Consider the following 24501-nt stretch of genomic DNA (forward strand, 5'->3'; position numbering starts at 1 on the left):
CCCGCCGGAGCGGGAATGACTAAGGCGAGCGTCTTGACTACGATTGCCTACACATATCTGCGTAAGCAGGCGGGAACCCCGCCTGCGACGCCCCTACCCGGCGAACTGGCGGAACAACGCCTTGCCGCGCAGCAGGCGGAGTCCCAGCCAACCGCCGCACAGGGATAGCAACAGCGCGGCGGACAGCGGTAATACGCCCCACATCGCCAGGTTTGGTTCCCATGGGAAATTAAACACCTGACTCTGCAGCATCCACAATGCGGCTTCAGCCCCGATCGCGGCGGCAATCCCCGCCACCAGCCCCAGCACAGCAAACTCGCACCACAGCGTGGCGCGCAACAGCCGCAGCCCGGCGCCTAAAGTGCGGTACACCATCAGCTCCTGCCGTCGCTGGCGCATACCGACCTGGATTTGCGCCAGCAGCAGCAAGACGCCGCAGAACAACACCAGAACCACCATGATTTCCAACGCCCGGCTCACCTGCTGCAATACCTGTCCGATCTGGCGCAGCATACTGCCCACATCCAACAGGCTCAGCGTCGGGAACTGACGATTCAACTGGGTAATCACCTTCTCATCCCCATGGTAACGGAAGCTGGTCAGCCAGGACTGCGGCTGGTTATCCAACGCGCCGGCGGGGAAAATAAAAAAGAAGTTCGGACGCAGACTCTCCCAATCCACCTGCCGGAAGCTGGTTACTTTGGCGCTGAACGGCTGCGTATCGCCGGTAAACGTCAACGTATCGCCAATTTTGATGCCCATCTCTTTGGCTTCTTTCACTTCCATCGAAACTTCCCCCACCTTTGGCGGCTGCCCCTCAACCAGTACATTATGATCGGGGATGCCGTCCATCCAGGTCAGATTCAGTTCGCGGTTTACCGTGTTCCCTCCGGGATCGTCCTCGTGAATGACTTCCGTCGCCGTCTGCTGATTAATTTCCGTCAGACGCGCCCGAACGATGGGATAAAATTGTTCCGGCTTAATCTGATGCTGCTCAAGAAACGTTTCCACCTGCGGAACCTGATCCGCCGTCATGTTCAACAGAAAGTAGTTCGGACTTTCCGGCGGTAGCTGCTGCTGCCAGCGATCCAGCAAATCGCCGCGCATCACCAGCAACAGCGCCAACAGCATAAACGACAGCGAAAACGCCGCCAGTTGACTGATAGTCGACCACGGCTGACGCAGCAGGCGGTTGATAGCCAAACGCAGGGCCAGTTGTTTAACCGTCAAACGGCGCAGCAGTAACAGACCGCCCCAACCGATAACGCCCAATAATAATGACAATACCGCCATGCCGCCCAGCAACGACCACAGCAGAGAACTGCCGCCGGATAATACCGCAAGCAGCCCCACCACGATCGCCAGCACTACTGGCAGGTAATAACGCAGCGGCCAGACATTCGCCACCACATCCTGCCGCAATACGCGCAGCGGCTGCGTCGCCAGCAACAGGCGATAAGGACGCAGCCCGACCAGCAACGAAATCAGCACTAACGACCCCAACGCCCATACCCACGGCCATAACCCCGGGGCCGGCAGCGTTGAGGGTAAAACCGGGGCCAGCATTTTCATCAGTATCGCTTCAAAGCCCAGCCCGACAAGCCCGCCGCACAGGGCGGCCAGCGCCAGCACCGACAGCCATTGGCCGACAATCAGCCGTTGCAAGGCCCGACGCCCGGCTCCCAGCGTTTTCAATACCGCGACCAAATCATAGCGGCTGCGGCAATAGTGCCCCATGGAAACGGCGACCGCGGCAATGGATAACAACAGCGTCAGCAACGCCGACAGCAGCAGAAACTGCTGCGAGCGCTTCAATGATTGGCTCAGCGCGCCTTCTGAATCTTCCATGCCATACCAGCGCTGATCGGGTTTCAGTCTCGACTTGATAAAATCGCTGAACTGGCTGATTTGTTGCTCATTGCCGGCGAACATATAGCGCCAGGTAATGCGTCCGCCGGGCTGTATCGCGCCGGTTTTTTCCACATCCGCCAGATTCATCAAAATACGCGGCGCGGTATCAAACGGGTTAAAGCCGGAGTCCGGCTCTTGAATCAGTTCGCCGCTAATACGCAGAGAAGTATCGCCGACATCCAGCATATCGCCGACCTTCAGTCCCAGCAGCGCCAGCAGACGCGGGGCGACCAGCACTCTGCCCTCCTCGGCCCGCAGCCCGGCCGGGTTGGTCTGTAGCTCGCCATACAGCGGATAGCGTTGGTCGGTCGCTTTTACCCTCGCCAGCTGCGGCGTGTCGCCGGCGAAGGTCATTGTCATGAATGAAATCTGCCGGCTAAGCGTCAATCCTTGCTGTTGCGCGGTTTGCAGCCAGGACTCATCCACCGGGCGCGAGGCGCGCAACACCCGATCGCCCGCCAGAAAATCGCGGCTTTGCTGACTCAGTCCTTTTTCCATCCGGTCGCTGATATTTCCCAACGCCAGCACACAGGCCACGGCCAGCGTTAATGCCAACCAGACAATCAATAATGAGGGAGAACGCCATTCGCGCCAGAACCACCGCCAAATCATGCTTCTTCCCTCAACTTGCCGTCCACCAGACGCAGACGCCGCGCGCAGCGCGCCGCCAGTTGTTCATCGTGCGTAACCAGAATCAGCGTCGTGGCGTAATCACGGTTAAGGGAAAACAGCAGATCCACAATGCGTTCACCGGTTTTACGATCCAGATTGCCGGTCGGCTCATCGGCGAACAGCACTTTGGGACGCCCGCTGAAAGCGCGCGCCAACGCCACCCGCTGCTGCTCGCCGCCGGAAAGTTGGGCGGGAAGATGATGTAAACGCTCGCCCAGCCCAAGCTGCCGCAACAGCTGCTCCGCCTGCTTACGGCTGTGGCCGTCGCTTTCGCCCCGCAGCAGCGCCGGCAGTTGGACGTTCTCCAGCGCATTCAGAGTCGGCACCAGCATAAACGCCTGAAACACGAAGCCCACGTCTCTGGCCCGCAGCGCGGCCCTGCCTTCTTCATCCAATCTGTTTAACGATTCCCCCATCAGACTGACGTCGCCCTCGCTGCCGTCATCCAGACCGGCGAGAATACCCAGCAGCGTTGACTTGCCGGAACCGGACTCGCCAATAAGCGCAATTGTCTGCGCGGGTTTGACAATCAGCTCAACTCCGGTAAGGATGGAAAGCCGATGTTCCCCTTGACCAACGTGCTTACTAAGATGATGAACTTCAAGAACGTTTTCCGCAGGCCCGGCTTCGGCTGGCATAACACTCGCTGGACTGGTCTTTGCAAACATATTTTCATCCTTTTACTTCTGGGATTATTCAGTGTACGCGCTTTTGCGGCGGACACTTTACTGATACTGGGCGATAGCCTCAGCGCGGGCTATCGGATGCCGGCGGCCAACGCCTGGCCCGCCTTGCTGAATCAGAAATGGCAGGCGCAGCCGACAAACATAAACGTCGTTAACGCCAGCATCAGCGGCGATACCGCCGCCCAAGGACTGGCGCGTCTTCCGGCGTTACTGAAGCAGCATCAGCCGCGCTGGGTATTGATCGAACTCGGCGGCAATGATGGGTTACGCGGCTTTCCGCCGCAAAACATCGAACAGGATCTGACCCAAATCATTACGCAAGTTAAACAGGCCGAAGCGCAACCGCTGCTGATGCAAATTCGTTTGCCGACCAATTATGGCCGCCGCTACACCGAGTTATTCAGCAACATCTATCCACGGCTGGCGCAGCAGTTTGCCATTCCTTTGGTGCCCTTCTTTATGGAGCAGGTGTATCTTAAGCCTGAGTGGATACTGGAGGACGGCATTCACCCCACCCGTGACGCCCAACCCTTTATCGCCGACTGGATGGCTGAACATCTGGAACCCTTAGTTAAGCATGAGTCTTGACAAATAGGCTTTTGAATTAGGTAAAGTTATGCAAAAAACGGTGCTTATTACCGGTTGTTCCAGCGGGATTGGTCTGATAGCCGCGCAGGATCTGCACAAGCGCGGCTATCGCGTACTGGCGGCCTGTCGCCGTCCCGACGATGTCAGTCGCATGGCGTCGTTGGGCTTGGAAGCTATTGAGCTTGATCTGGATGACGCCGCCAGCGTTGAAAACGCCGCCGCCCAGGTCATTGCATTGACCGGGAACCGTCTGTACGGGCTGTTCAACAACGCCGGATTCGGATTATATGGGCCATTAAGCGGCATTTCGCGCCGGCAGCTTGAGCATCAGTTTTCCAGCAACCTGTTTGGCACGCATCAGCTAACCCAACTGTTGCTGCCCGCTATGCTGCCGCACGGCGAAGGGCGAATTATTCAAACCAGTTCGGTGATGGGGCTGGTGTCCACGCCCGGACGGGGTGCTTACGCCGCCAGCAAATTCGCCCTTGAAGCCTGGTCGGATACGTTGCGCATGGAGCTACACGGCAGCGGCCTGCATGTCAGCCTGATCGAACCCGGCCCGCTGGCGACCCGATTCACCGAGAATGTCGATCAGACCCGAACCGATAAACCGGTAACCAATCCCGGCATTGCCAAACGTTTTACGCTGCCGCCGGAAGCCGTATTGCCCAAACTTCATCATGCGCTGGAAAGCCCGCGCCCCAGGCTTCGTTACCCGGTGACGCTGGTTGCGCACGGTTTATCGTGGTTACGTCGTCTGCTGCCCGGACGCTATCTGGATAATCTATTACGAACCCGTTCCTGATATTGGCTTGAAGCGGCCGATTTTAGCCCCCACATATAGCCAAAACGGATAAGAGAGAACCCCATGCTAGAACAACAAGCCGATATTATTGATGTTAACGAGTCCAACCTTCATCAGGTTTTGGAACATTCCACAACGCTTCCCGTGTTGTTTTACTTTTGGTCGGCGCGTAGCCAGCACTGCCAACAGTTGGAACCCGTGCTGAACAAACTGGCTCAGGAGTATGCCGGCCAATTTATTCTTGCCCGGGTGGATTGTGATGCCGAGCAGCGCGTCGCCGCGCAATTCGGTCTGCGCGCCATCCCGACGGTCTATCTGTTCAAAGACGGCCAGCCGCTGGATGGCTTCCAGGGGCCGCAGCCGGAAGAAGCCATTCGTGAACTGCTCCAGCGCGCATTACCGAAAGAAGAGGAATTGAAGGTCGCCGAGGCCCAGCAGTTGATTCAGGAGGGCAAACTGCCGGAAGCGATGGTATTGCTGAAAGAAGCCTGGCAGCTCAGCCAACAGCGTAGCGATATCGGCCTGATGCTGGCGGAAATCCAGATTCAGCTAAACCGCAGCGAAGACGCCGAAGCCGTACTGGCGACCATTCCGCTACAGGATCAGGATACCCGCTATCACAGCCTGGTAGCGCAGATCGAACTGCTGAAGCAGGCCGCGGATACCCCGGAGATTCAGCTATTGCAACAACAGTTGGAAGCCGATCCGCAGAATGCCGAACTGGCCGTGCAACTGGCGCTGCAGATGCATCAGGTCGGCCGTAATGAAGAAGCGCTCGAACTGCTGATGGGTTTTCTGCAGAAAGATCTGGGCGCGGCGGGAGGCAACGCGCGTAAAACGCTGATGGATATCATGTCCGCGCTCGGCACCGGCGATGCCCTCGCCGCCCGCTACCGCCGCCAGCTCTACTCGCTGCTATATTAATGCCGGCTATCTCCGCACGAGTCTGTCTTTAGCCCCATTTATATGCGGACAAGCAGGCAGGATCGTGCGCCGCAACGCCGCCATTTTTATGCGGCCTTGCGGCCCGCCCCGGCGCAGAGCGCACAAGCGCCGCCGGGGATGGCGACATAATCAGTCCAGCGTCTCCAACACATTTATCCAGCCGTGACCGCTGCATACCGGCCAGCCGTTCAGCCAGCGGCGTAGCATGTTCATCGCCAGCATCGCCACCACTTCCTGATGCGTCTGCAGACTGTAACGCGACACGTTAAACTGTATCGCCAGCGCAAAAGCGCCCTGCGGCGTATGCAGCGCTATCGCCAGCCGATCGCCCACTCTGGCGCTTATCGTCAATCCCAGCGCGGCCTGACGGCTTTCCGCCGTTTGCCGGGCGGCATCAGCCAGTCGTTGCAAGTCCTGCGAATCCGTATTTACCAGTAGCTCGCCGCCGGCCAGCGGCACGCCGGCCGACTGCAACTGCCAGTTCAGCAGACCGGCGGTAAAGTCTTCGCTCACCGCCAGTTGAAGTTCGCGTTCCGCCAGCCGGCGGGCCAACTGGGCGGGCAGCCCTTCCGTGCCTTCAAATACGGTATTTTCTCCCGCGACGGTGCGCACCTGCTCCCAAAGTTGTTCCATTGCGGCCTGCTGCGAGGCCGGTCCGGTCAACTTCAGCTCAATCACCGGAACGGACGAGCGATACCCCAACACCACGCCGGGAGGAAGCGCGACGCCATCCAGATGGCTGGCGAGATCGCTTTCGGAACGGCCAAAGGTGGTTAAACGCAAGCATAGCGGCGGTTCATCGATAGTAAAGCGATCGCGCAAGCGCGGCATGATTTGCTGATCCACCATGACTTTGAATTCGGAAGGCACGCCCGGAGTAAAAAACATCAGGCATTTGTTTAATTGCAGTGCAAAACCGCAGGCGGTGCCCACCGGGTTATCAACCAATTCCGCGCTGGCGGGGAGCAGCGCCTGCTTACGGTTGTTCGGCGACATAACGCGGCCGCGCTCTGCGAAGAAAGCCTCCATGCGTTCAAGCCATTCCGTATGTTCCACCAGCGCTTCCCCCGCCGCGGTCGCGGCGGCCAACGAGCTGAGGTCGTCGCTGGTCGGCCCCAATCCGCCGTTAACAATCAGAATATCCGCGACCTGGCTGCGCTGGTTCAGCGCCGATACCAAAGCATCGAGATCGTCTCCCACCGTCATGCGGCTTGCCATCGGCAATCCCTGATGGAACAGGTAATCCGCCAGCCAGGCCGCATTGGTATCAATAATCTGACCATGCAGAACTTCATCACCGGTACATAACATCTCGACCCTAAGCATTTTTCACTCCTAATGTTGTTCTACAGCCGCGGGAAATCCAGCTGATAAACAATGATTTTTTCTTGTTCCTATTACAATACGACTCGACGGCGGATAATGGATCCAACATTTGTAAAAATATAAGAGATGCAAAACGGGCGCGAATTATCGCGCCCGTTTTTGACGTCACCGCGACCGCGCAGTAATTAGAAATTCAAACCTACGCCGATATAGGCGGAATCGGCCAATTTGTTGTCTGAACGACCGCTCTCGCCCGCCAGATTGATATAACGATAGCCCACATCCACATTCAGCGGGCCAACAACCTGCCAGCGGACGCCGGCCTTGCCTTCGACGTAGTGATCTACGTGGCTGGAGAAGGCGTCAGGAGAGTAATAACCTTCGCCGTATAGCGAGAAATAACGGTTGATCGGCCACTGCACGCCGCCGCCCAGCGCCAGCGCATGGCCGTCTGAACCGTGATCCTGGTTCAAATACAGCGCCTTACCGCCGAGCGTCACTTTCAACGGGCCGGCAGGGATCGTGTAGCCCAGACCAAAACCGTAAACATCGTTATTGCTGTCGCCGTGAGCGTAGCTCACATTACCCGACAATCCAGGAACCAGCAGGCCAAAACCGACATTCGCCCCCGCATAATCACGCCCAGCTTCCCCGGAGATGCCGATGGCGTACACAGAGGATGCCGCGAACAGCAAACTTCCTGCACAAGCAATCACAAACTTTTTCATTTTTAATATCCTTCAAAGCAGTTATTAAACGCGCGTGCAAAAACAAGTTGATATCGTCGCCGATTCTACGCGAATCGCACAGGTACTCCAGCGTAACGTTGTCCTAAAGTGTCATTTTTCCCTTCGGAAGCGCCGCAAATAGCCAGGGTAAAAAGATAAGCGCCATCATTTGCCTAAAAACCACATAATGACTAATAGTATTAGGGGCAACTCAAATACTCATAGCGATAATATAAGGAAAAGATGATGAGCAAAAAAAAGCTGACGACCGTTGCCGGTTCGCCCGTGGTTGATAATAACAATGTAGTCACCGCCGGTCCGCGTGGTCCTATGTTATTGCAAGATGTATGGTTTTTGGAAAAACTGGCGCATTTCGATCGTGAGGTGATTCCGGAACGACGGATGCATGCCAAAGGCTCCGGCGCTTACGGCACCTTCACCGTAACCCACGATATCACCCGTTACACCCGAGCTAAAATTTTCTCCGAAGTAGGCAAAAAAACCGACATGTTCGTACGTTTCTCCACGGTGGCCGGCGAACGCGGCGGCGCCGATGCTGAGCGCGATATCCGCGGTTTCGCCATGAAATTCTATACCGAAGAGGGCAACTGGGATCTGGTCGGTAACAACACGCCGGTATTCTATTTACGCGATCCGCTGAAATTTCCCGATCTCAACCATGTGGTCAAACGCGATCCGCGCACCAACCTGCGCAATCCGGTTTATAAATGGGACTTCTTCTCACAGCTGCCGGAAGCCCTGCACCAGTTGACGATCGATTTCAGCGATCGGGGCTTACCCAAATCCTACCGCCACATTCATGGCTTTGGCAGTCACACTTACAGCTTTATCAATGACGCCAACGAACGTTTCTGGGTGAAATTCCATTTCCGCTGCCAGCAGGGCATCGAAAATCTGATGGACGACGAAGCGGAAGCGCTGATTGGCAAAGATCGTGAAAGTTCACAGCGCGATCTGTTCAACGCGATTGAAAACGGCGATTTCCCGCGCTGGAATCTGCAGATACAGATTATGCCGGAAGCCGAAGCCGCTCAGGTTCCCTATAATCCGTTCGATCTGACCAAGGTTTGGCCGCACGGCGATTACCCGCTGATTGATGTCGGTTTTTTCGAACTGAACCGTAATCCGGGCAACTACTTTTCCGACGTAGAGCAGGCCGCGTTTAACCCGGCGCACACCGTACCGGGCATCAGCTTCTCGCCGGATAAAATGTTGCAGGGCCGCCTGTTCTCCTATGGCGATGCGGAACGCTACCGTCTGGGCGTGAACCATCACCAGATCCCGGTGAATGCGCCCAAATGTCCGTTCCATAACTATCACCGCGACGGCGCCATGCGTATCGACGGCAACAGCGGCAACGGCGCGACCTATGAGCCGAACAGCTTTGGCGTATTTCAGGAACAGCCGAATTTCAGCGAGCCGCCGTTAACGCTGGAAGGCGCGGCCGATCACTGGAATCACCGTGCAGACGATGACTACTACAGCCAGCCTCGCGCGCTGTTTAATCTGCTGAGTGAAGAAGAGCACCAGCGTATGTTCCAGCGTATCGCCGGTGAACTGTCGCAGGTGCCGGAGTTTATCCAGGAACGCCAGATCGCGCTGTTCAACAAGGTCGATCCCGCCTATGGCGCCGGGGTTAAGAAAGCGCTGGAAGCCGTTGGGAAATAACCAAATAGGTGAGAGCGCGTTTCAAAACTCGCGTTGCCCTTAACTACCTCCCCTTTGCAGGGGAGGAGCAACTACGCGCCCTTCCCTGCAAAGGGGGATGGAGCAGAATCGGAACCACAAAGCCGCTCATCAAACCAACGGGAATACACGCCTCAGCCTTTCTGCTGATTGCTTTTACTATCAACCCACGCCTGCACCTGGCGGCGAGAGATTTTAATTCCGTTGTTTTTCAGTTCCGCCGCTAGATGATAATAGGCCACCGGACGCTGAAATCCCGCTAACTGGGGCGACAGCCAATTGCGAAGATCGTCCAGCGTCGCCGCCCCGGTGATTTCAACCACCGCCGCCGGACGCTGACCGAACTCCGCGTCATCAACCGGCACCACGCAGGCCTGCTGAACATCCGGGTGTGTGAGCAGCAGCGATTCAATATTTTCCGGCTGAATGCCTTCGCCGCCGCTGAAAAACTGGTTATCCAGACGCCCCAGAATCCGCCATTCGCCATCAACGAAACATCCGCGATCGCGAGTATGGAACCATCCCTCATCATCAACTAGCGGAAAAAGCCGCCCATCCCGCCAGTAGCCCGACGCCAGCGTACTGCCGCGCAGCAGCACTTCCTCGCCCGCCAGCCGGATTTCCCGTCCGCGCAGCGGCACACCGACACCGGCCCGGCCATCGGCGCGTTTGGCGCACACCGTCGAAGCCAGTTCGGTTAAACCGTATCCGCACCAACAGCTCACGCCGCAGGCTTCGGCCTGCCGCACTAACTCCTGCGGGATCATCGCGCCGCCCAGCAATACCGCTTTCAGCGCGACCGGCACGCTATTCTTCGATAACAGCCGCCATAGCTGGGTCGGCACCAACGATGCGTGAGTACAGCCCTGTAGCGCGAATTCCAAAGGCTGCCGGACACGCACCGCCAGCGTCGCGCCGGAGGCCAGCCAACGCCATACAATCCCCTGTCCCGACACATGAAACAGCGGCAACGACAACAGCCAGCTATCGCCGGCCGTGAACGGCATCATATCCAAAACGCCTTCCGCGCTGGCCAGATGAGCGGCAAAGGTATGCGCCGCCGCTTTCGGCGCGCCGCTGGAGCCGGAGGTTAACGTCAGCGTCGCCAATCGTTCCGGCCGCCAGGGTTGTACAGGGCGGCAAGAGAGCGGCTCTGCGGTTTCATGCCGCAAGGCGGCGATGCCGGACGGCCACGGCTGCCCGCTCAGGCACAATCCATAGGTAACGTCGAGAGAACGCAACAAAGGAAGGGTCAACGATTCGGGCAGTTGCGGATTAAGCGGCAGCAAACGGGCGCCGCATTGCAGCAGCGCCAGATAACAGAACAGCATCGTCCCGCTGTTCTTGCCGCGCAGCGCCACGCCGCAGCCGGGTTTCACCCCTTGTTGCTCAAAACCGGCCGCAAGTTGATTAATCCGCTCCGCCGCCTGCGGCCAGCTCCAGCGGGTATTCTCTTCAATCAGCGCGACGCCTTGCGGCGTCTCTCTGGCCCAGTAACGCCAGGGCCAGTCGTTCAACATTGCCATACCAGTTCCAGTTGATCGGCCGTCAACAGCGGCAGCGCGCTTTCCGGCCAGCGTTTGATCACCTGCGTCTGCATCAAATCCAGCGTGTCCAGACCGGGAACGGTATCCGGCGTCAGCCAGTGCGCCAGCCGCGCCAACTGGGTCAATCCCAGGCTGGATTCGATGCTGGAGCTGATAACGGCGGCTAACCCCGCCTGATGCGCTTCCTGAACCAGTTGCCGACAGCGCGCCAGACTACCGACCAGCGTCGGTTTTATCACGATGGCGCTGACGCCCGGTTCCGCTTCGACCCGGAAATCGGCTTCACGCACGCTTTCATCCCAGGCGATGTTGATACCGGTTTCCAGCGCAAACTCGCGGGATTCCTGACGGGTCTTGCAGGGTTCTTCCAGAAAAGCGATGCGCGAACGCAACGCCGGCGCCACATAGCGGGCAAAGCCGTCCGCTTTGGCGCGCGTCCAACTGCGATTGGCGTCCAAGCGCAGTTTCAGCTCCGGCAGGGCTTCCAGCAATACATTTACGATCATGCCGTCGCGCACGGCTTCATACAGCCCGACCTTAACCTTGGCGACCTTTTCGCCCGGCAACCCCTGAAGCATCGCGAACAGTTCGTCAGGATCGCCGGTGCACAGCGGCGCTTTACGATAGTCAGCCGCTTCCGGCAAGCGATGTTCCAGCTCAGCCAGGGCGCAGCTCAGGCCAAAAGCGACGGATGGAGGCAGCGCCTCCTCGGCCAGCGCATCGCCGGCAACCCAGCGCCGCAGCTGCGCCAGCGTTGCCGACTCCGCTTCCGCCAGCGTTTCCTTGCTGAACTCAGGCAGCGGCGCAATCTCGCCCCAGCCTTGTTCGCCATCCTGCCGCAGGAGAATAATTAGCCCGTCGCGGCTTTTCAGGCGCTGGTTGCGCAGCACCACGCCGGCCTCCATCGGTACGCTGTAGCGATAAACCTTAACCTGACGCATTACGGATTCCGTTTGAATTTACTGAAATCGGGCTGACGTTTTTCATTAAAGGCGTTACGCCCCTCCTGTCCTTCATCCGTCATGTAGAACAGCATGGTGGCGTTGCCGGCCAGCTCCTGCAACCCGGCCTGGCCGTCGCAGTCGGCGTTCAATGCCGCCTTCAGGCAACGCAGCGCCATCGGGCTGTTCTGCAACATTTCACGGCACCAGCGAACCGTTTCTTTTTCAAGCTCGGCCAACGGCACCACGGTATTAACCAGCCCCATATCCAGCGCCTGCGCGGCATCATACTGGCGGCACAGGAACCAGATTTCGCGGGCTTTTTTCTGTCCGACGATGCGCGCCATATAAGAAGCGCCCCAACCGCCGTCGAACGATCCGACGCGCGGCCCGGTCTGACCAAAGATGGCGTTTTCCGCCGCGATAGTCAGATCGCACATCATATGCAGCACATGGCCGCCGCCGATGGAGTAGCCGGCGACCATCGCCACCACCGGTTTCGGACAGGTGCGGATTTGACGCTGGAAATCCAGCACGTTCAGGTGATGCACGCCGCTGTCATCTTTATAACCGCCGTAATCGCCGCGCACTTTCTGATCGCCGCCGGAACAAAAGGCCTTTTCCCCGGCGCCGGTCAGAATAATGACGCCGACGCCGTCGTCATAGCGGGCATTTTCCAATGCGTGGATCATCTCTTTCACCGTCTGCGGGCGAAAAGCATTCCGCACCTGAGGACGATTAATAGTGATTTTGGCGATGCCGTCAGTGGATTTGTGATAGAGAATATCGACGAAATCGCCGCTGCAATCGTGCCATTCCACCGGTGCGTAAAGCAGTTCTTCACTGGGATAAAGCATAGTAATTAATCCTTAACGGGATGCGAAATGAAAGAAAGTATCCGCGCGGCATACTCCGCCGGATTGGCTAAATGAGCATTATGCCCGGCTTGCGCCACACTCAGTAACGGCAGATTATACTGTTTTGCCAGCATCTGAAATTTAGCGTCGCGATCGCCGCACAGATAGGCAAAGGGAAAAGCCAATTGCCGGAGCCGTTCCCCCAGCCAGGGCTGACGCCCGAGCGAGGTCGCCTCCAGCATATTCGCCACCGCCGCGCCCTGATTGCGTCGCCGCCGGGCCGCCAGATCGGCGCGCTGAGCCGCGTTTAAATCAGCGAATACCGCCTGCCGATACCAATCGTTCAATACCATGTCGATTGGCTCATGGCGAAAACGCCGCGCCCAGCGGGCATCATGCAACAGGCGCTCCTCACGCTGTAGCGGCTGCGTCAAACCGGGATTTCCCCCTTCGACCAGCAGGCCTTGCATGCCGTCATGCCGGCCGCAGCAGGCATGATACATGGCAATACGCCCGCCCAGCGAATACCCCAGCAGCCAATACGCATCAATGCCCTGCCGCCGCAGCGTAGCGGTCAACAGCCGGCTGACCTGGGCAAAACCGTCGCCGGCGTCGAGCGTCAGGTCTTGCGAGCCGCCATGTCCCGGCAAATCCGCCAGCAGCAAAGGCCGGTCATGGAAAAACGGCGTTATCGATCGCCAATCTTCGCCGCTGCCTAACAGACCGTGCAGGCACACCAGCCACGGACGAGAGGGAGAGACGCCCGCAGGGAGGATTTTCCGGCAGTTCAGCGTTGCCACGTCGCCGCCTGCGAAACTAATGCGTTCAACGTCTGCGCGCCGTCCTGCGGCGGTACAACCACTTCCAACAGCGTCACGCCCCCCTGTTCCCAGGCATTGGCGACCGACCCGGCGATCGCTTCCCAGTTGTCGGCGCGGATATAGTCAAGACCGAACATCGCCGCCGCATGGCCGAACTCCACATTTTGCGGCATGCAGTAAAACGCATCCCGCTGTTCCGGCGGCGTCGGCAGCAGCGAAAAGATCTGGCCGCCATTGTTGTTAATCACGATCAGCACCAGCGGAGCCGGCGCCTGACGCAGCAAAGCCAGCGCATTCAGATCGTACAGCGCGGAAAGATCGCCCACGATCCCCAACGTAGCTTTGCCGTTGCCCCGCTGAACCCCCGCCAGCGTCGAGATCAGGCCATCAATGCCGCTGGCCCCGCGATTGCCGTACACCGGATACTCCGCCGGCAGCTGCGCCAGCGCATCGACAAGGCGGATCGCCAGGCTATTGCCGACAAAAAGTTGTCCTCCCGGCGGCAGAAGTTCGGGAATGCGCTGCGCCAGCTGCGCTTCGCCAAAGCGCGACGCCAGATAGGTTATGACCTGTTGTTGGGCCTGATGCGCCAGCGTAGTCAGATCGCCGGCCCACGGAGCCTGCGCCAGAGGAGGATGGGCGGTGAGCCAGTCGCCAATATCGGCGACCAGGCGGCGGCCCCGATGGTGAGCCGGATCCAGACGACCGGGCAGCTCATCAACCAGCCAAAACTCTTGCGGCCGGCACTGTTCCTGCCATTGCAACAGCCGTTTCCCGGTCAGATTGCCGCCGAATTGCACGACGATGTCGGCCTGCCGCAGCCGTTCGGCCGCCAAAGGCGTAGCCAGCCAGATATCGGCGCAGGGCAACGGCTGGCCGCTTTGCGACAGCACATCGCCAATCAGCGGCCAGCCGAGCGTACTTGCCCACTGCGCTATCTGCGCGCCCTGCCGCGCGCCGACCTTGCCGACAATCGCCACGCCGCGCTTTTGCCGCCACGCCGCCCAGTCTGGCTGCACCATTAACGCGGACTGTCGCGCCTCGCGCAGCCAGGGTTCCCGACTTTGCCGCCAGTCGCCCAGCGGCATCAGCCAGTCACGATAAGCGTTTTCATCATCAGCGCCATATAACGGCTCCGCAAACGGGCAATTGATATGTAATACGCCGTGGGTAAGGCGGGCCATGGCGCTATCCAGCGTGGATACCAGCCAACTGGCGGGAATGTCCGGCGTAGGTCGCGGCAGGTTCAGCGCCTGCGCCGGGTGGGAAGCATATAATCCATGCTGGCGGATGGCCTGATTAGCGCCGCAGTCAATCAATTCAGGAGGGCGATCGGCGGTCAGTACGATTAAACGCTCGCCGGTCAATCCCGCTTCAACAATCGCCGGATAAAGATTCGCCGCCGCCGTACCCGATGTCACCACCACCGCAACGGGTTCGCGGCTGGTTTTCGCCAACCCCAGAGCCAAATGCCCCAATCCCCGCTCGTCAAAATGGGTGTGGCAAATCAGCGCGCCATGTTCGGCCGCGGACAGCGTCAGCGGAGTGGAACGGGAGCCGGGAGCAATGCAGATATGGCGGACGCCATGACGGGTCAGCGCCTCAAGCAGCAACGCGGCCCAGCGACGATTAAATACACTTGTTGACATTATTCACTCAACGGCCCAGGTGATAGTAATGATGATATTTTTCACTGTGCCGACTTTGATATAAACCGGCACCGGACACAACACACATAAAACAAAACTATGACATATCGCCATCTAACAGGGATTTTAACCCGGCCGCCTTGTTTTCCAACTCCAGCCACTCCTGTTCCGGATCGGAACCGGTCACGATTCCGGCACCGGCATACAGTTTCAAAATATTGTCGTTGATTTCCGCCGAACGCAACGACACGCAAAATTCCGACTGCTGAAGAGAGAGATAACCGGCGGATCCGGCATACCAGCCGCGCTCGAATGGTTCATGTTCCGCAATGAAACGGCGTGCGACGTCTCTGGGCAGACCGGCTACGGCCGCCGTGGGCTGTAAATCATTGAGGCAGACGGCGTCCGAGCGCCCCTTCAGCCCCGCCAGAATGGCGCGGCGCAGATGTTGCACTTTGCGCAGGCGGACAATTTCAGGCGGCATCACATCCAGCGATAGCGTCGACTGCCGCAGCCGTTGACAGATATCATCGACCACCAGCATGTTTTCAGCCTGGTTTTTCGCATCTTTCATCAGCCAGTCGGCAAGCGCCGCCGTTTTACCTTCGTCCTTATCACTCGCCGCCGTACCGGCCAGCGCTTCGGTCTCAAGCTGCGCTTCACATCGGCGGTAAAGCCGCTCAGGACTGGAGCCGAGAAACGCCTGCCGGGCGTTATGCGCCAGCATAAAATGAAAACAGCGATGATTGGCTTCACGGCTGGCGGCCATAAAGGTCGCCGCCTGTAATGGCCGATCCAGCGTCAGCGTCGTTGCTCTCGCCAGCACCACTTTTTCCATCGCGCCGGCCGCGATATCGCGTAGCGCAAGCTGCAATAGAGTACCCCAGCGCCGGCGATCAGGCCGATGCTCTGTCTTCCTGATTTCCGCCTGCAGAGGGGTTTGCGGGCGCATCGGCAGCAGAAAATTTATGAACGCCGAGGCTTCATCGGCATCCTGCTGCAACGCGGTTTCACTGAACAAGTTAATCCGCACGCTAAGCGTATTATCCTGACGCAGCAGCTCGATGCGGGGCAAAAAGAGATAGCCGGGGAACGTACCTTGCGCGCTCTCGCGTGGCGTCTGGTTAAATGCGTTCAATCCCCAGATACGCACATTCCGCGCGCAATTTTGCCGAGTCAGAAACGCTTCGGCATCCTGAATATGATGAAAACCGCATACCCGCCCGCACGCCGCGGCCTCTTCGTTCCCCTGACGATGCTGCCAGTAAAACTGTGGGTAAACGGGTTGCGTTGCCAGCCACGGCAATAGCTCAGCCGGTTCGCTGATGACCACAGAATGCGTTATCTGTCTGAAACCCGCATTGGGAGGCTGCGGCTTGCGCAATTCCTGCTGCATGTGGCGCAACAAGTCGGAAAGTTGTCTCAACGTAACCCCGGTGTACTAACTTAAAGTACGGGATTATACGGAAAAAAAGGCGCGGTGGGTGAGAGGTTATCAGGATAAAAGAATAATGGATCTTATGTTAAGCCGCGCTTTGCTAAGGCATCGTCTTTGCCTGCCTCATGCCGCTTTACGCTGGATGATTGCTCATCTTTCGCACAACTCGCGTTAACTTATCCGATAATCCCGCGATCTATGGTCGGAAAATAACGATCTCTTCGATTCAGCGCCGCAATTATGGTAGAAAGAATCCCCATTGCATCCACCAGGTATGTGTCGTTTAGTCCATGAGTACAACACTGAGTTCCGAGCAATCCATCAACCAGCGACATCCCGGTAAAAAGGCCCAGACAGCAACGCGTATAATTTTTTTCATCGCGGGCTTTGCCATGGCTTCCTGGGCGCCGCTGGTGCCGTTTGTTAAAGAACGCCTGGCGGTCAACGATGCATCCTTAGGCATGCTGTTGCTTTCTCTCGGCATTGGTTCCCTTCTGGCGATGCCGTTCGCCGGCTTGCTGACCGGAAAACTGGGATGCCGGACCGTCATCTTGTCGGCCGGCGCATTGTTGTGCCTGGTGCTGCCGATGCTGACGCAGGCGGATACGCTGCCGCTGATGGCCGTTACCCTGCTCTTTTTCGGCGCGACCATCGGCACGATTGATGTGTCGATGAATATTCAGGCCGTTATCGTCGAACAGGCCAGCGGCCGGGCAATGATGTCGGGATTCCACGGTTTCTTCAGCGTTGGCGGGATAGCCGGCGCAGGCGGCGTCAGCGCCTTGCTATGGCTGGGGCTGACCCCCATTATGGCAATTCTGGTTATCGTCGCCCTATGCCTGGCGCTGTTCTCTTTGGCGCAAAACCATCTGTTGCGCACCACCAATCAGGTTGATAGAACCCCGTTATTTGTGATCCCTCGGGGTTGGATCATGTTTATTGGCCTGCTGTGTTTTATTATGTTTTTGGCTGAAGGCGCAATTCTGGACTGGAGCGCGCTGTTTTTAAACGCCGAGCGCCGTCTGAACCATGCGCAAGCGGGTATCGGCTATGCCGCATTTTCCGTCGCGATGACGCTGGGCAGGCTGAACGGCGACCGTATCGTCAATACGCTGGGACGCTACGCCATCCTTGCCGGCGGCAGCCTTTGCGCGGCGTCGGGCTTGCTCTTGGCCATCGGCATCGACAACGCGGCAGCATCCATTTTCGGTTTTGTTATGGTGGGAATCGGCGCATCGAACGTAGTGCCGATCCTTTTTAGCGCGGCGGGTAATCAAAAAGTCATGCCTGCGAATCTGGCTATCGCCTCTATTACTACCGTCGGTTACGCCGGTATTTTGATTGGTCCGACACTGTTGGGATTTATCGCGCAAATCAGCAATCTGGCAATGGCATTCGGGTGTGTCGCGCTATTGTTATTGATCGTCAGCATCAGCGCGCGTGCGGTTTTTCGTTAATCAGGAGCGTTAAATAATGCCAGCAATAATAATGCGCTATTTTTCTTTGTTCATCGTGCTGTTGCTGCTAACCACCGGCACGTTTAGCTATAACTATATCTGTAGCTGGCTAATCGACAAGAAACATGCATTAACGGATATTGCTCAAGGCGTGCAAAAACGCATCGATACTTATCGGTTTTTCACCTACCAGATTTACGGCAGCCTAAACGGCGCGCCGCTGCCCGGCGATACGAATGTCAACGCCATCAGCCTGATGCCGGATGTCTTTTACGTAGAGAAAAACGATCAAAAAACCGATGCCCTGATATTCGGTCAACACGATGAGTCAACGTTAAATTCCGTATACCGCATATCGCGTTATCTGGATATCCTGTGGGGCGCGGAAAACGATGTCTATTCCATGTACTATCTCAACGGCATGGATAATAGTCTGACGATGATCTCGACCCAGACGTTGAAAGATATCTCATCCCAGTTCCGGGGAAGCTATATCACCGCGATAGCGGAAGCGCGCCGGACGGAAATGCTGCAACAGGCCAATGCCCTGGACGAACGTGAAAGTTTCTCTCCCATCCGTAAGTTGCGTTTTTATAACAACTATTATTTCACGCTGCGCACCACCTTCAATCAGCCCGGCCACCTGGCCACCATCATCGCTTTCGACTTGCCCATTAACGATTTGATCCCTCTCGATATGTCGCGAGAAAACTTCATGCTGCGGCAGGATACCTCGGCCAGTATCGACGCCAGCGGCAGCGGCGAGGATATTTCGGTGATACAGTTGAACGGCTCGCTGATCGAGATATCTTCCCAGTTGATCAACGCACCGGTAAAAATCGTTTTTCAGGTGCCGATCAGGGTGCTGGTTCTCAATATGCTGAATAATAATATTTGGCTGCTATTGCTTAATCTGGCGTTGCTGATCCTCGTTCTTTCCGGCTTTTATATTTTCCGCCGGAAATATATTCAGCCCAGTGAAGATGTCTCCCAGCAGTTAACCAATCAGTTGAGTATTTATGACGAAACGATTAGCCGAATTCCGATGGGCGTGCTGATTTATGATTTCAGCAGCAATAAGGTCGTTATGCAGAACGCGCAGTCAGAGAGTTTATTACCCCATCTCAGTCTGCAGAAAATCACCAATATGGCCGATGAACATCAGGGCATCGTTCAGGTCACGGTGAATAATGAAATGTATGAAATACGCCAGTTCCGCAGTCAATACTCCCCGGACTACTGCCTGTTTTTGCTGCGCGAGCAAGACAAAGAGATTCTGGTTAATAAAAAACTCCAGTTGGCGCAGCGTGAATATGAGAAAAATGTTCAGGCCAGGAAGCGCCTGTTCAAAAACCTGCTCAATGAAATCAAGCAGCCTTTGCTTTCTTTGCGTCAAAATGCGCTTTCCATTAGCCGCGCCGATGACATTGCCGAACGGCAGCGGATAATTCGGCAGCTCTTGACGGATGCCGGCGGCGCAATTGAATTGCTGGAGAATATCGAACTACAGGAAAAACTGGAGCAGCAGGAATGGCAGCCCGCGCACAATAGTTTTTCTCCCCTGACGATGATCGACGGTCTGTTGCTGGAACTGCTGCCGCGGATTAATCAGAAAGGACTTCTCCTGTTTAATCACTACAACCTGGATCTCAACCAAACCTATCTGGGCGATAGCGAACTTCTGCGCAAGACGCTGTCGCTGCTGCTGAATTACGCCATTACCAATACCGACTACGGCAAAATTACGGTTTCCGCCGATCGCGATGCGAATATCGCGGGGAAACTGATTATTCAGATCAGCGATACCGGAACGGAAGTTTCAGCCGCCGACCAGGATAATCTCGACTATCCATTCTTACATCCGGCGATTTCGGATCGCTTCAATCAAAGTTCGGGACTAACGATATTTCTGTGCAATCAACTCTGCAATAAACTTGGCGGCAAACTGAATATCCACAATAAAACAGGTCTTGGAACGCACTATACCTTAACGGTAACCCTGGAGCCCGAAGCTGTCCCCGTGGAGGAAGAGAAGTTACTGGACGGCATTAATGTCTTACTGGATATCACTTCAGATGAAGTGCGGAATATCGTCAGCCGGCTCCTGACAGGATGGGGAGCCAACTATGCGCTTGTTGATGAACGTCAGGTTAATCAACAAGCGGATTTAAGCATCACTGACGATGCGGAAAAAAACGAGGATTATTCCATACTGCTTAATGGCGACGCTACGACGCTAGTTTCTTTGGCGCCTCACCGTTTGCAGACGAATTATAATATCAGCCAGCACTTGCTGGAGGCGCTGCTTAAGCTGATTGAACAGCGCTTGGAAACATCTGCGGATACGCCGTCGATAGAGGATAGCGGTGATACCGGCTTTTACGTCCGTCAACTGGCGTCAAGCGATTATTATTCCCTATTTGTCGAGACAGTACCGGATGATTTAAAGAGGCTGTATACTGAGGCGGAAGATGGCGATTTTTTGTCACTCGCACAGACAGCCCATCGATTGAAAGGCGTGTTTGCCATGTTGAATCTGCATCCCGGCAAACAATTGTGTGAGCAGCTTGAACAGCATATTACCGCGCGCGATAGCGCACAGATAGAAAATAACCTTCATGAAATTGAGGAATTCGTCAGTGCGTTATTACAGCAAGGTAGCCAACATATGAGTAACCAAAACGATGAGTAATCTAAACGTAATTATTGCCGACGACCATCCCATTGTCCTTTTTGGCATCAGAAAGTCGCTTGAACAAATTGAATGGGTCAATGTGGTTGGTGAATTTGAAGACTCAACAGCGCTGATAAATAATCTGCCTAAATTGGACGCCAACGTCTTAATTACCGATTTGTCCATGCCGGGAGATAAATACGGCGACGGCATCACGCTAATTAAATACATTAAACGTCACTTCCCACATCTTTCCATTATTGTTCTAACCATGAACAATAATCCGGCGATTTTAAGCGCGGTGCTGGATTTGGATATTGAAGGCATTGTTCTGAAACAAGGCGCGCCCACCGATTTGCCGAAGGCGTTGGCCGCTTTGCAGAAAGGCAAGAAATTTACGCCGGACAGCGTATCTAAAGTATTGGAGAAAATCAGCGCCAGCGGTTATGGCGACAAACGTCTGTCTCCAAAAGAGAGCGAAGTCTTGCGGCTATTCGCCGAAGGTTTCCTGGTAACCGAAATTGCCAAGAAACTTAACCGTAGTATCAAAACCATCAGCAGTCAGAAAAAGTCGGCCATGACCAAATTGGGCGTGGATAACGATATCGCCCTGCTGAACTACCTGTCATCCGTTAACGGCAACGGTTCTTCGCAAGCAGAATAACGGCTCTTGTGGTTTTAACCCCACCCCATCCCTCCCCTTCGCAGGGGAGGGAGAAAACCCCGCGTTTTTAGCTCGTTAGCTCCTCCCCCTGACAAGGGAAGAGAAAGTTCCCGCGTTTTTAGCTCGTTAGCTCCTCTCCCTGACAAGGGGGAGGCCGGGAGGGGGTCATTAACGGCAATATTGCGAACTTATGGTTGCCGGAAACTCAACTCAGGTTTCTGATGCTTCCGTCGCTTGCCTCGATTGACGAACCACATTGCTGTAATAGGACAGGCTCTGCTGCAAGGTATCCAGCGTCACGGGTTTGGATAAACAGTTATCCATGCCCGACTGCAGACAGCGCTGCCGTTCTTCCGCCAATGCATTCGCCGTAACGCCGATAACCGGGAAAGTCATTTCCATTTCACGCAGCCGCTGCGTTAACCGGTATCCATCCATATTCGGCATATTGACATCCGTCAGCACGATATCGATTTTGTTTTTGCTTAATACGCTGAGCGCATCAACGCCGTCATTGGCCGTCATCACCATATAACCCAGCGATCCTAGCTGATCGGCCAGTAAGCGGCGGTTGATCGGATGATCGTCCACCACCAGAATCATAATGTCGCCATTTTCGACGCAGCTATAGTTGTTCAACGGCGTCGAGAGCGCGGTATGCGATGAAGCATCTACATCCGGGCGGTAAATTTTCTCCAGCAAATTCGGCAAATATTGGGGCGCAGAGGTGCTATGCACCCAGTATCCGGGGCGGATTTCCTGTGCGGATCCGGTGTGCGAACCGCTAATAATAATAAAGGCTCTCGCCTCAAACTGCTGCGAAACCGGATAATCGCTGATAATCACATCATCCCGACCGATGGTTTGATGCTGATAACGGCAAGCCTGCATCCCGTGCGCCTGTAAAAACGCGAGCAAATAAGACTCCATCCGCGCATTACGCACCATCAGCCAACATATTTTTCCCTGCAAGCCGGCGCTGATCGCCAACGGCACATAACTCGCTTTATACAGCGGGATCCTGACGCCGAACTGGCTGCCCAGACCAGGCTCCGATTCAATTGAGATATCGCCATCCATCAGGTTGACCAATTTCTCGCAGATGGCCAGACCTAACCCCGTCCCCTGGAAATGGCGCTGAACGCCGCTGCCGGCCTGGAAGAAGGGATCAAATAGCTTAACGGTTTCCCGGAACGGGATGCCCAGCCCGGTATCCCGCACCAGAAACTCCAGATAACCGTCGCGGCAGCCGACCTGGAAAATAATGCATCCGGTATCGGTAAACTTGATGGCGTTGCTCAATAGGTTAGAGAGCACCTGCTGCAGGCGCACCGGATCGCCGGATAAGCTGACCGGCACATTCGGGTCAATAAAGCAGTACAGCGTAAGGCGTTTTTTCACCACCAACGGTAAATAGTTGCTGGAAATATGACTAATCACCTCATGCGGCGCGAAATCACAGGGTTCAATTTTTAATTGTTCAGATTCAATCTTGGAGAAGTCGAGAATATCGCTGATGATTTTCAATAATAGCGAGGATGAGTTATTCATCGCCGCCACCAGACGATTGGCATCCTTGGGTAAGGCTTTGGTCTGCAATAAATCCAGGTTGCCGATAATGCCATAGAGCGGCGTGCGCAACTCGTGACTGACCGTTGCCAGGAACATCGACTTAGACTGACTCGCCTGCTCCGCGGCGTTGGCCATTTCCTGCAGCGACTCTTCCATTTTAACCCGGGCGCTGACGTCCAGCAGCACGCAGATCGCCACATTCTCATTGCGATAACGGGAGTGCACAAAGCTGATTTGCAGGTGATGGTTCCGGCTGGTCATTACATCGACGAACTTCGACTGCTGCTCGCAAATAATACGGGTAATACGCAGACGATCTTCGTGAGTAAGCAAATTCAGGTAATTATGCGCTAATTCATTACTGAGAATATTCGTCCCGTCATTGATGCGCAGAATACAGATCCCTACCGGCGCGGAGGCCACAATCTTACGGTTGAACTGTTCATTTTCTTCCAGCTGAAACGCATTGACTTCGGCAGGCAGCAACATTTTCCGCTCGAAGAACCAGCTCAGCATAAACAATAGAATGGCCGACAGCGTATTAAGCACCGTCATATTAATAATCAGCGGCCCGATATGAGACAACAATACCTTTAACGGCAGAGAATAGATGATGCTGAAATTAGTCGGTAACAGACTCTTCTTCAGAATAATTTCGTCATAACCGTTCACGTAGCCAAAATAGTTATGATCGACGGGATAGATGCTGGTAGATGAGGAATGATGGCCAGACTCCTCAGAAAACTGCAGTACCGTCTGGTTATATTGGTTGATCAGCTTGGCGCTGATCGGGAATTTCCCCAACAGCACAAAATCATCAAGGCGAATTGTCTGCTCAATTCCCATGATCACTTCCAGCTTGCTGCCGATATAGATTGGCGTCAGCGCATACAGATAACCGACATCCGAGATGGAGGCGGGCGTAATCCAATAGACGGTTTCATCCCGTATCACGGACTGATTGGTATTTTTCTGCTCCACAAAGCGATCCTGCACATTCTTAAGCAGAGTATCGCGGTCGAGCGACTGATTGCGAATACCGAAATCGACCATACACTGCCGATCGCCGCCGACAAAAAACACCCGATTAAGATCGTACACGGCGGAAAAGTTTTCTCGCCAGCCGTTAAAAAAATTATTCAGCGCGGCTAAGGAGCTATTACTATCCTCATAATCAACCGAGCAGTTCGCCCCAGGCAATAGCGGATAAATTGATAAGGATGAATCCCCATCAATCGGCTGGTTTTGATTCCCGATGGTGTTCATCAGACGGTTGGCGGCCAGATATTTAAGCTCGCGCACAATATCCGCGGCGTGACGAATATAGCCCTGAGACTGATCGAAGCTCAGGTTGTATTCCTGACGCAGCTCCGATTCTTTTTCATTCAGCATGTTGCTGATATAAAAAATGGATATCAGCGCGCCAAGCGTCCATAGCATAACCGCCAGCACTCGGAACAAATAACGGGAGACTTTTAATGTCGTATGGAACGAGGCCAGATATTTCAAATGG

Annotated in this window: 18 protein-coding genes; 7 read left to right on the forward strand and 11 right to left on the reverse strand. The window is 55.6% G+C overall.

Translation table 11 applies throughout. The features are described 5' to 3' along the window. Positions 1–93 precede the first annotated feature (93 nt). A complete protein-coding gene (gene ybbP, locus HC231_RS16995; protein ID WP_208227917.1) occupies positions 94–2523 on the reverse strand; it encodes a putative ABC transporter permease subunit YbbP in 2430 nt (809 codons plus the stop codon). Further along, positions 2520–3251, reverse strand: coding sequence for a putative ABC transporter ATP-binding protein YbbA (gene ybbA, locus HC231_RS17000; protein WP_208227918.1), 732 nt, complete (start codon positions 3249–3251; stop codon positions 2520–2522). The genes ybbP and ybbA overlap by 4 nt, the downstream gene beginning before the upstream one ends. On the opposite strand from ybbA, the gene tesA reads away from it, so the two are divergent. From tesA to HC231_RS17015, 3 genes are all read left to right on the forward strand, one after another. After that, positions 3177–3857: a multifunctional acyl-CoA thioesterase I/protease I/lysophospholipase L1 gene (tesA, locus tag HC231_RS17005; protein WP_208231384.1), complete on the forward strand. Its 681-nt coding sequence runs from the start codon at positions 3177–3179 to the stop codon at positions 3855–3857. The two genes, ybbA and tesA, sit on opposite strands and share 75 nt — an antisense overlap. Positions 3858–3885: 28 nt before the next feature. Beyond that, the gene (locus HC231_RS17010) at positions 3886–4662 is read left to right on the forward strand and encodes an SDR family oxidoreductase (RefSeq protein ID WP_208227919.1); all 777 of its coding nucleotides are present in this window, start codon (positions 3886–3888) and stop codon (positions 4660–4662) included. A 63-nt stretch (positions 4663–4725) separates the two neighbouring features. Next, positions 4726–5586, forward strand: coding sequence for a co-chaperone YbbN (locus HC231_RS17015; protein ID WP_208227920.1), 861 nt, complete (start codon positions 4726–4728; stop codon positions 5584–5586). 150 nt (positions 5587–5736) lie between these two features. On the opposite strand, the gene HC231_RS17020 is transcribed toward HC231_RS17015, so the two are convergent. Both HC231_RS17020 and HC231_RS17025 read right to left on the reverse strand, forming a co-directional pair. Beyond that, positions 5737–6933, reverse strand: coding sequence for a nicotinamide mononucleotide deamidase-related protein YfaY (locus HC231_RS17020; protein ID WP_208227921.1), 1197 nt, complete (start codon positions 6931–6933; stop codon positions 5737–5739). Between the two features lie 185 nt (positions 6934–7118). After that, positions 7119–7661: a YfaZ family outer membrane protein gene (locus HC231_RS17025; RefSeq protein ID WP_208227922.1), complete on the reverse strand. Its 543-nt coding sequence runs from the start codon at positions 7659–7661 to the stop codon at positions 7119–7121. Between the two features lie 246 nt (positions 7662–7907). Here HC231_RS17025 and katA point away from each other — a divergent pair, with 246 nt between their 5' ends. Continuing rightward, positions 7908–9350 (forward strand): catalase, encoded by a 1443-nt coding sequence (katA, locus tag HC231_RS17030; protein ID WP_208231385.1) that lies wholly within the window; start codon positions 7908–7910, stop codon positions 9348–9350. A 152-nt stretch (positions 9351–9502) separates the two neighbouring features. On the opposite strand, the gene menE is transcribed toward katA, so the two are convergent. The 6 genes from menE to menF form a co-directional block, all read right to left on the reverse strand. Continuing rightward, positions 9503–10894: an o-succinylbenzoate--CoA ligase gene (gene menE, locus HC231_RS17035; RefSeq protein ID WP_208227923.1), complete on the reverse strand. Its 1392-nt coding sequence runs from the start codon at positions 10892–10894 to the stop codon at positions 9503–9505. Then, positions 10882–11856 (reverse strand): o-succinylbenzoate synthase, encoded by a 975-nt coding sequence (gene menC, locus HC231_RS17040; RefSeq protein WP_208227924.1) that lies wholly within the window; start codon positions 11854–11856, stop codon positions 10882–10884. The genes menE and menC overlap by 13 nt, the downstream gene beginning before the upstream one ends. After that, positions 11856–12713 (reverse strand): 1,4-dihydroxy-2-naphthoyl-CoA synthase, encoded by an 858-nt coding sequence (gene menB, locus HC231_RS17045; RefSeq protein ID WP_208227925.1) that lies wholly within the window; start codon positions 12711–12713, stop codon positions 11856–11858. The genes menC and menB overlap by 1 nt, the downstream gene beginning before the upstream one ends. Before the next feature lie 5 nt (positions 12714–12718). Continuing rightward, positions 12719–13513 carry a 2-succinyl-6-hydroxy-2,4-cyclohexadiene-1-carboxylate synthase gene (menH, locus tag HC231_RS17050; RefSeq protein WP_246494553.1) on the reverse strand — a complete coding sequence of 265 codons (795 nt, stop codon included), beginning with the start codon at positions 13511–13513 and terminating at the stop codon, positions 12719–12721. Continuing rightward, positions 13501–15183, reverse strand: a complete 1683-nt coding sequence (gene menD, locus HC231_RS17055; protein ID WP_208227926.1) for a 2-succinyl-5-enolpyruvyl-6-hydroxy-3-cyclohexene-1-carboxylic-acid synthase — start codon at positions 15181–15183, stop codon at positions 13501–13503. The genes menH and menD overlap by 13 nt, the downstream gene beginning before the upstream one ends. 97 nt (positions 15184–15280) lie before the next feature. Next, entirely contained in the window at positions 15281–16609 is a 1329-nt protein-coding gene (gene menF, locus HC231_RS17060; protein ID WP_208227927.1) for an isochorismate synthase MenF, read from the reverse strand. 302 nt (positions 16610–16911) lie between these two features. On the opposite strand from menF, the gene HC231_RS17065 reads away from it, so the two are divergent. Genes HC231_RS17065 through rcsB form a run of 3 tightly spaced genes read left to right on the forward strand, consistent with a single transcriptional unit; the run spans position 16912 to position 21416 of the window. Further along, on the forward strand, positions 16912–18078 hold the full coding sequence (locus HC231_RS17065; RefSeq protein ID WP_208227928.1) for an MFS transporter: 1167 nt from the start codon (positions 16912–16914) through the stop codon (positions 18076–18078). A 16-nt stretch (positions 18079–18094) separates the two neighbouring features. Next, positions 18095–20770, forward strand: a complete 2676-nt coding sequence (gene rcsD, locus HC231_RS17070) for a phosphotransferase RcsD (RefSeq protein WP_208227929.1) — start codon at positions 18095–18097, stop codon at positions 20768–20770. Beyond that, positions 20763–21416 carry a response regulator transcription factor RcsB gene (gene rcsB, locus HC231_RS17075; RefSeq protein ID WP_208227930.1) on the forward strand — a complete coding sequence of 218 codons (654 nt, stop codon included), beginning with the start codon at positions 20763–20765 and terminating at the stop codon, positions 21414–21416. The genes rcsD and rcsB overlap by 8 nt, the downstream gene beginning before the upstream one ends. Positions 21417–21626: 210 nt before the next feature. Here the strand turns inward: rcsB and rcsC are convergent, their stop codons facing one another. Beyond that, positions 21627–24497 (reverse strand): two-component system sensor histidine kinase RcsC, encoded by a 2871-nt coding sequence (rcsC, locus tag HC231_RS17080; protein WP_208227931.1) that lies wholly within the window; start codon positions 24495–24497, stop codon positions 21627–21629. Positions 24498–24501 lie beyond the last annotated feature (4 nt).

Origin of the sequence: Brenneria izadpanahii (genome assembly GCF_017569925.1) — a bacterium.
GTDB classification, from domain to species: Bacteria; Pseudomonadota; Gammaproteobacteria; order Enterobacterales; family Enterobacteriaceae; genus Brenneria; species Brenneria izadpanahii.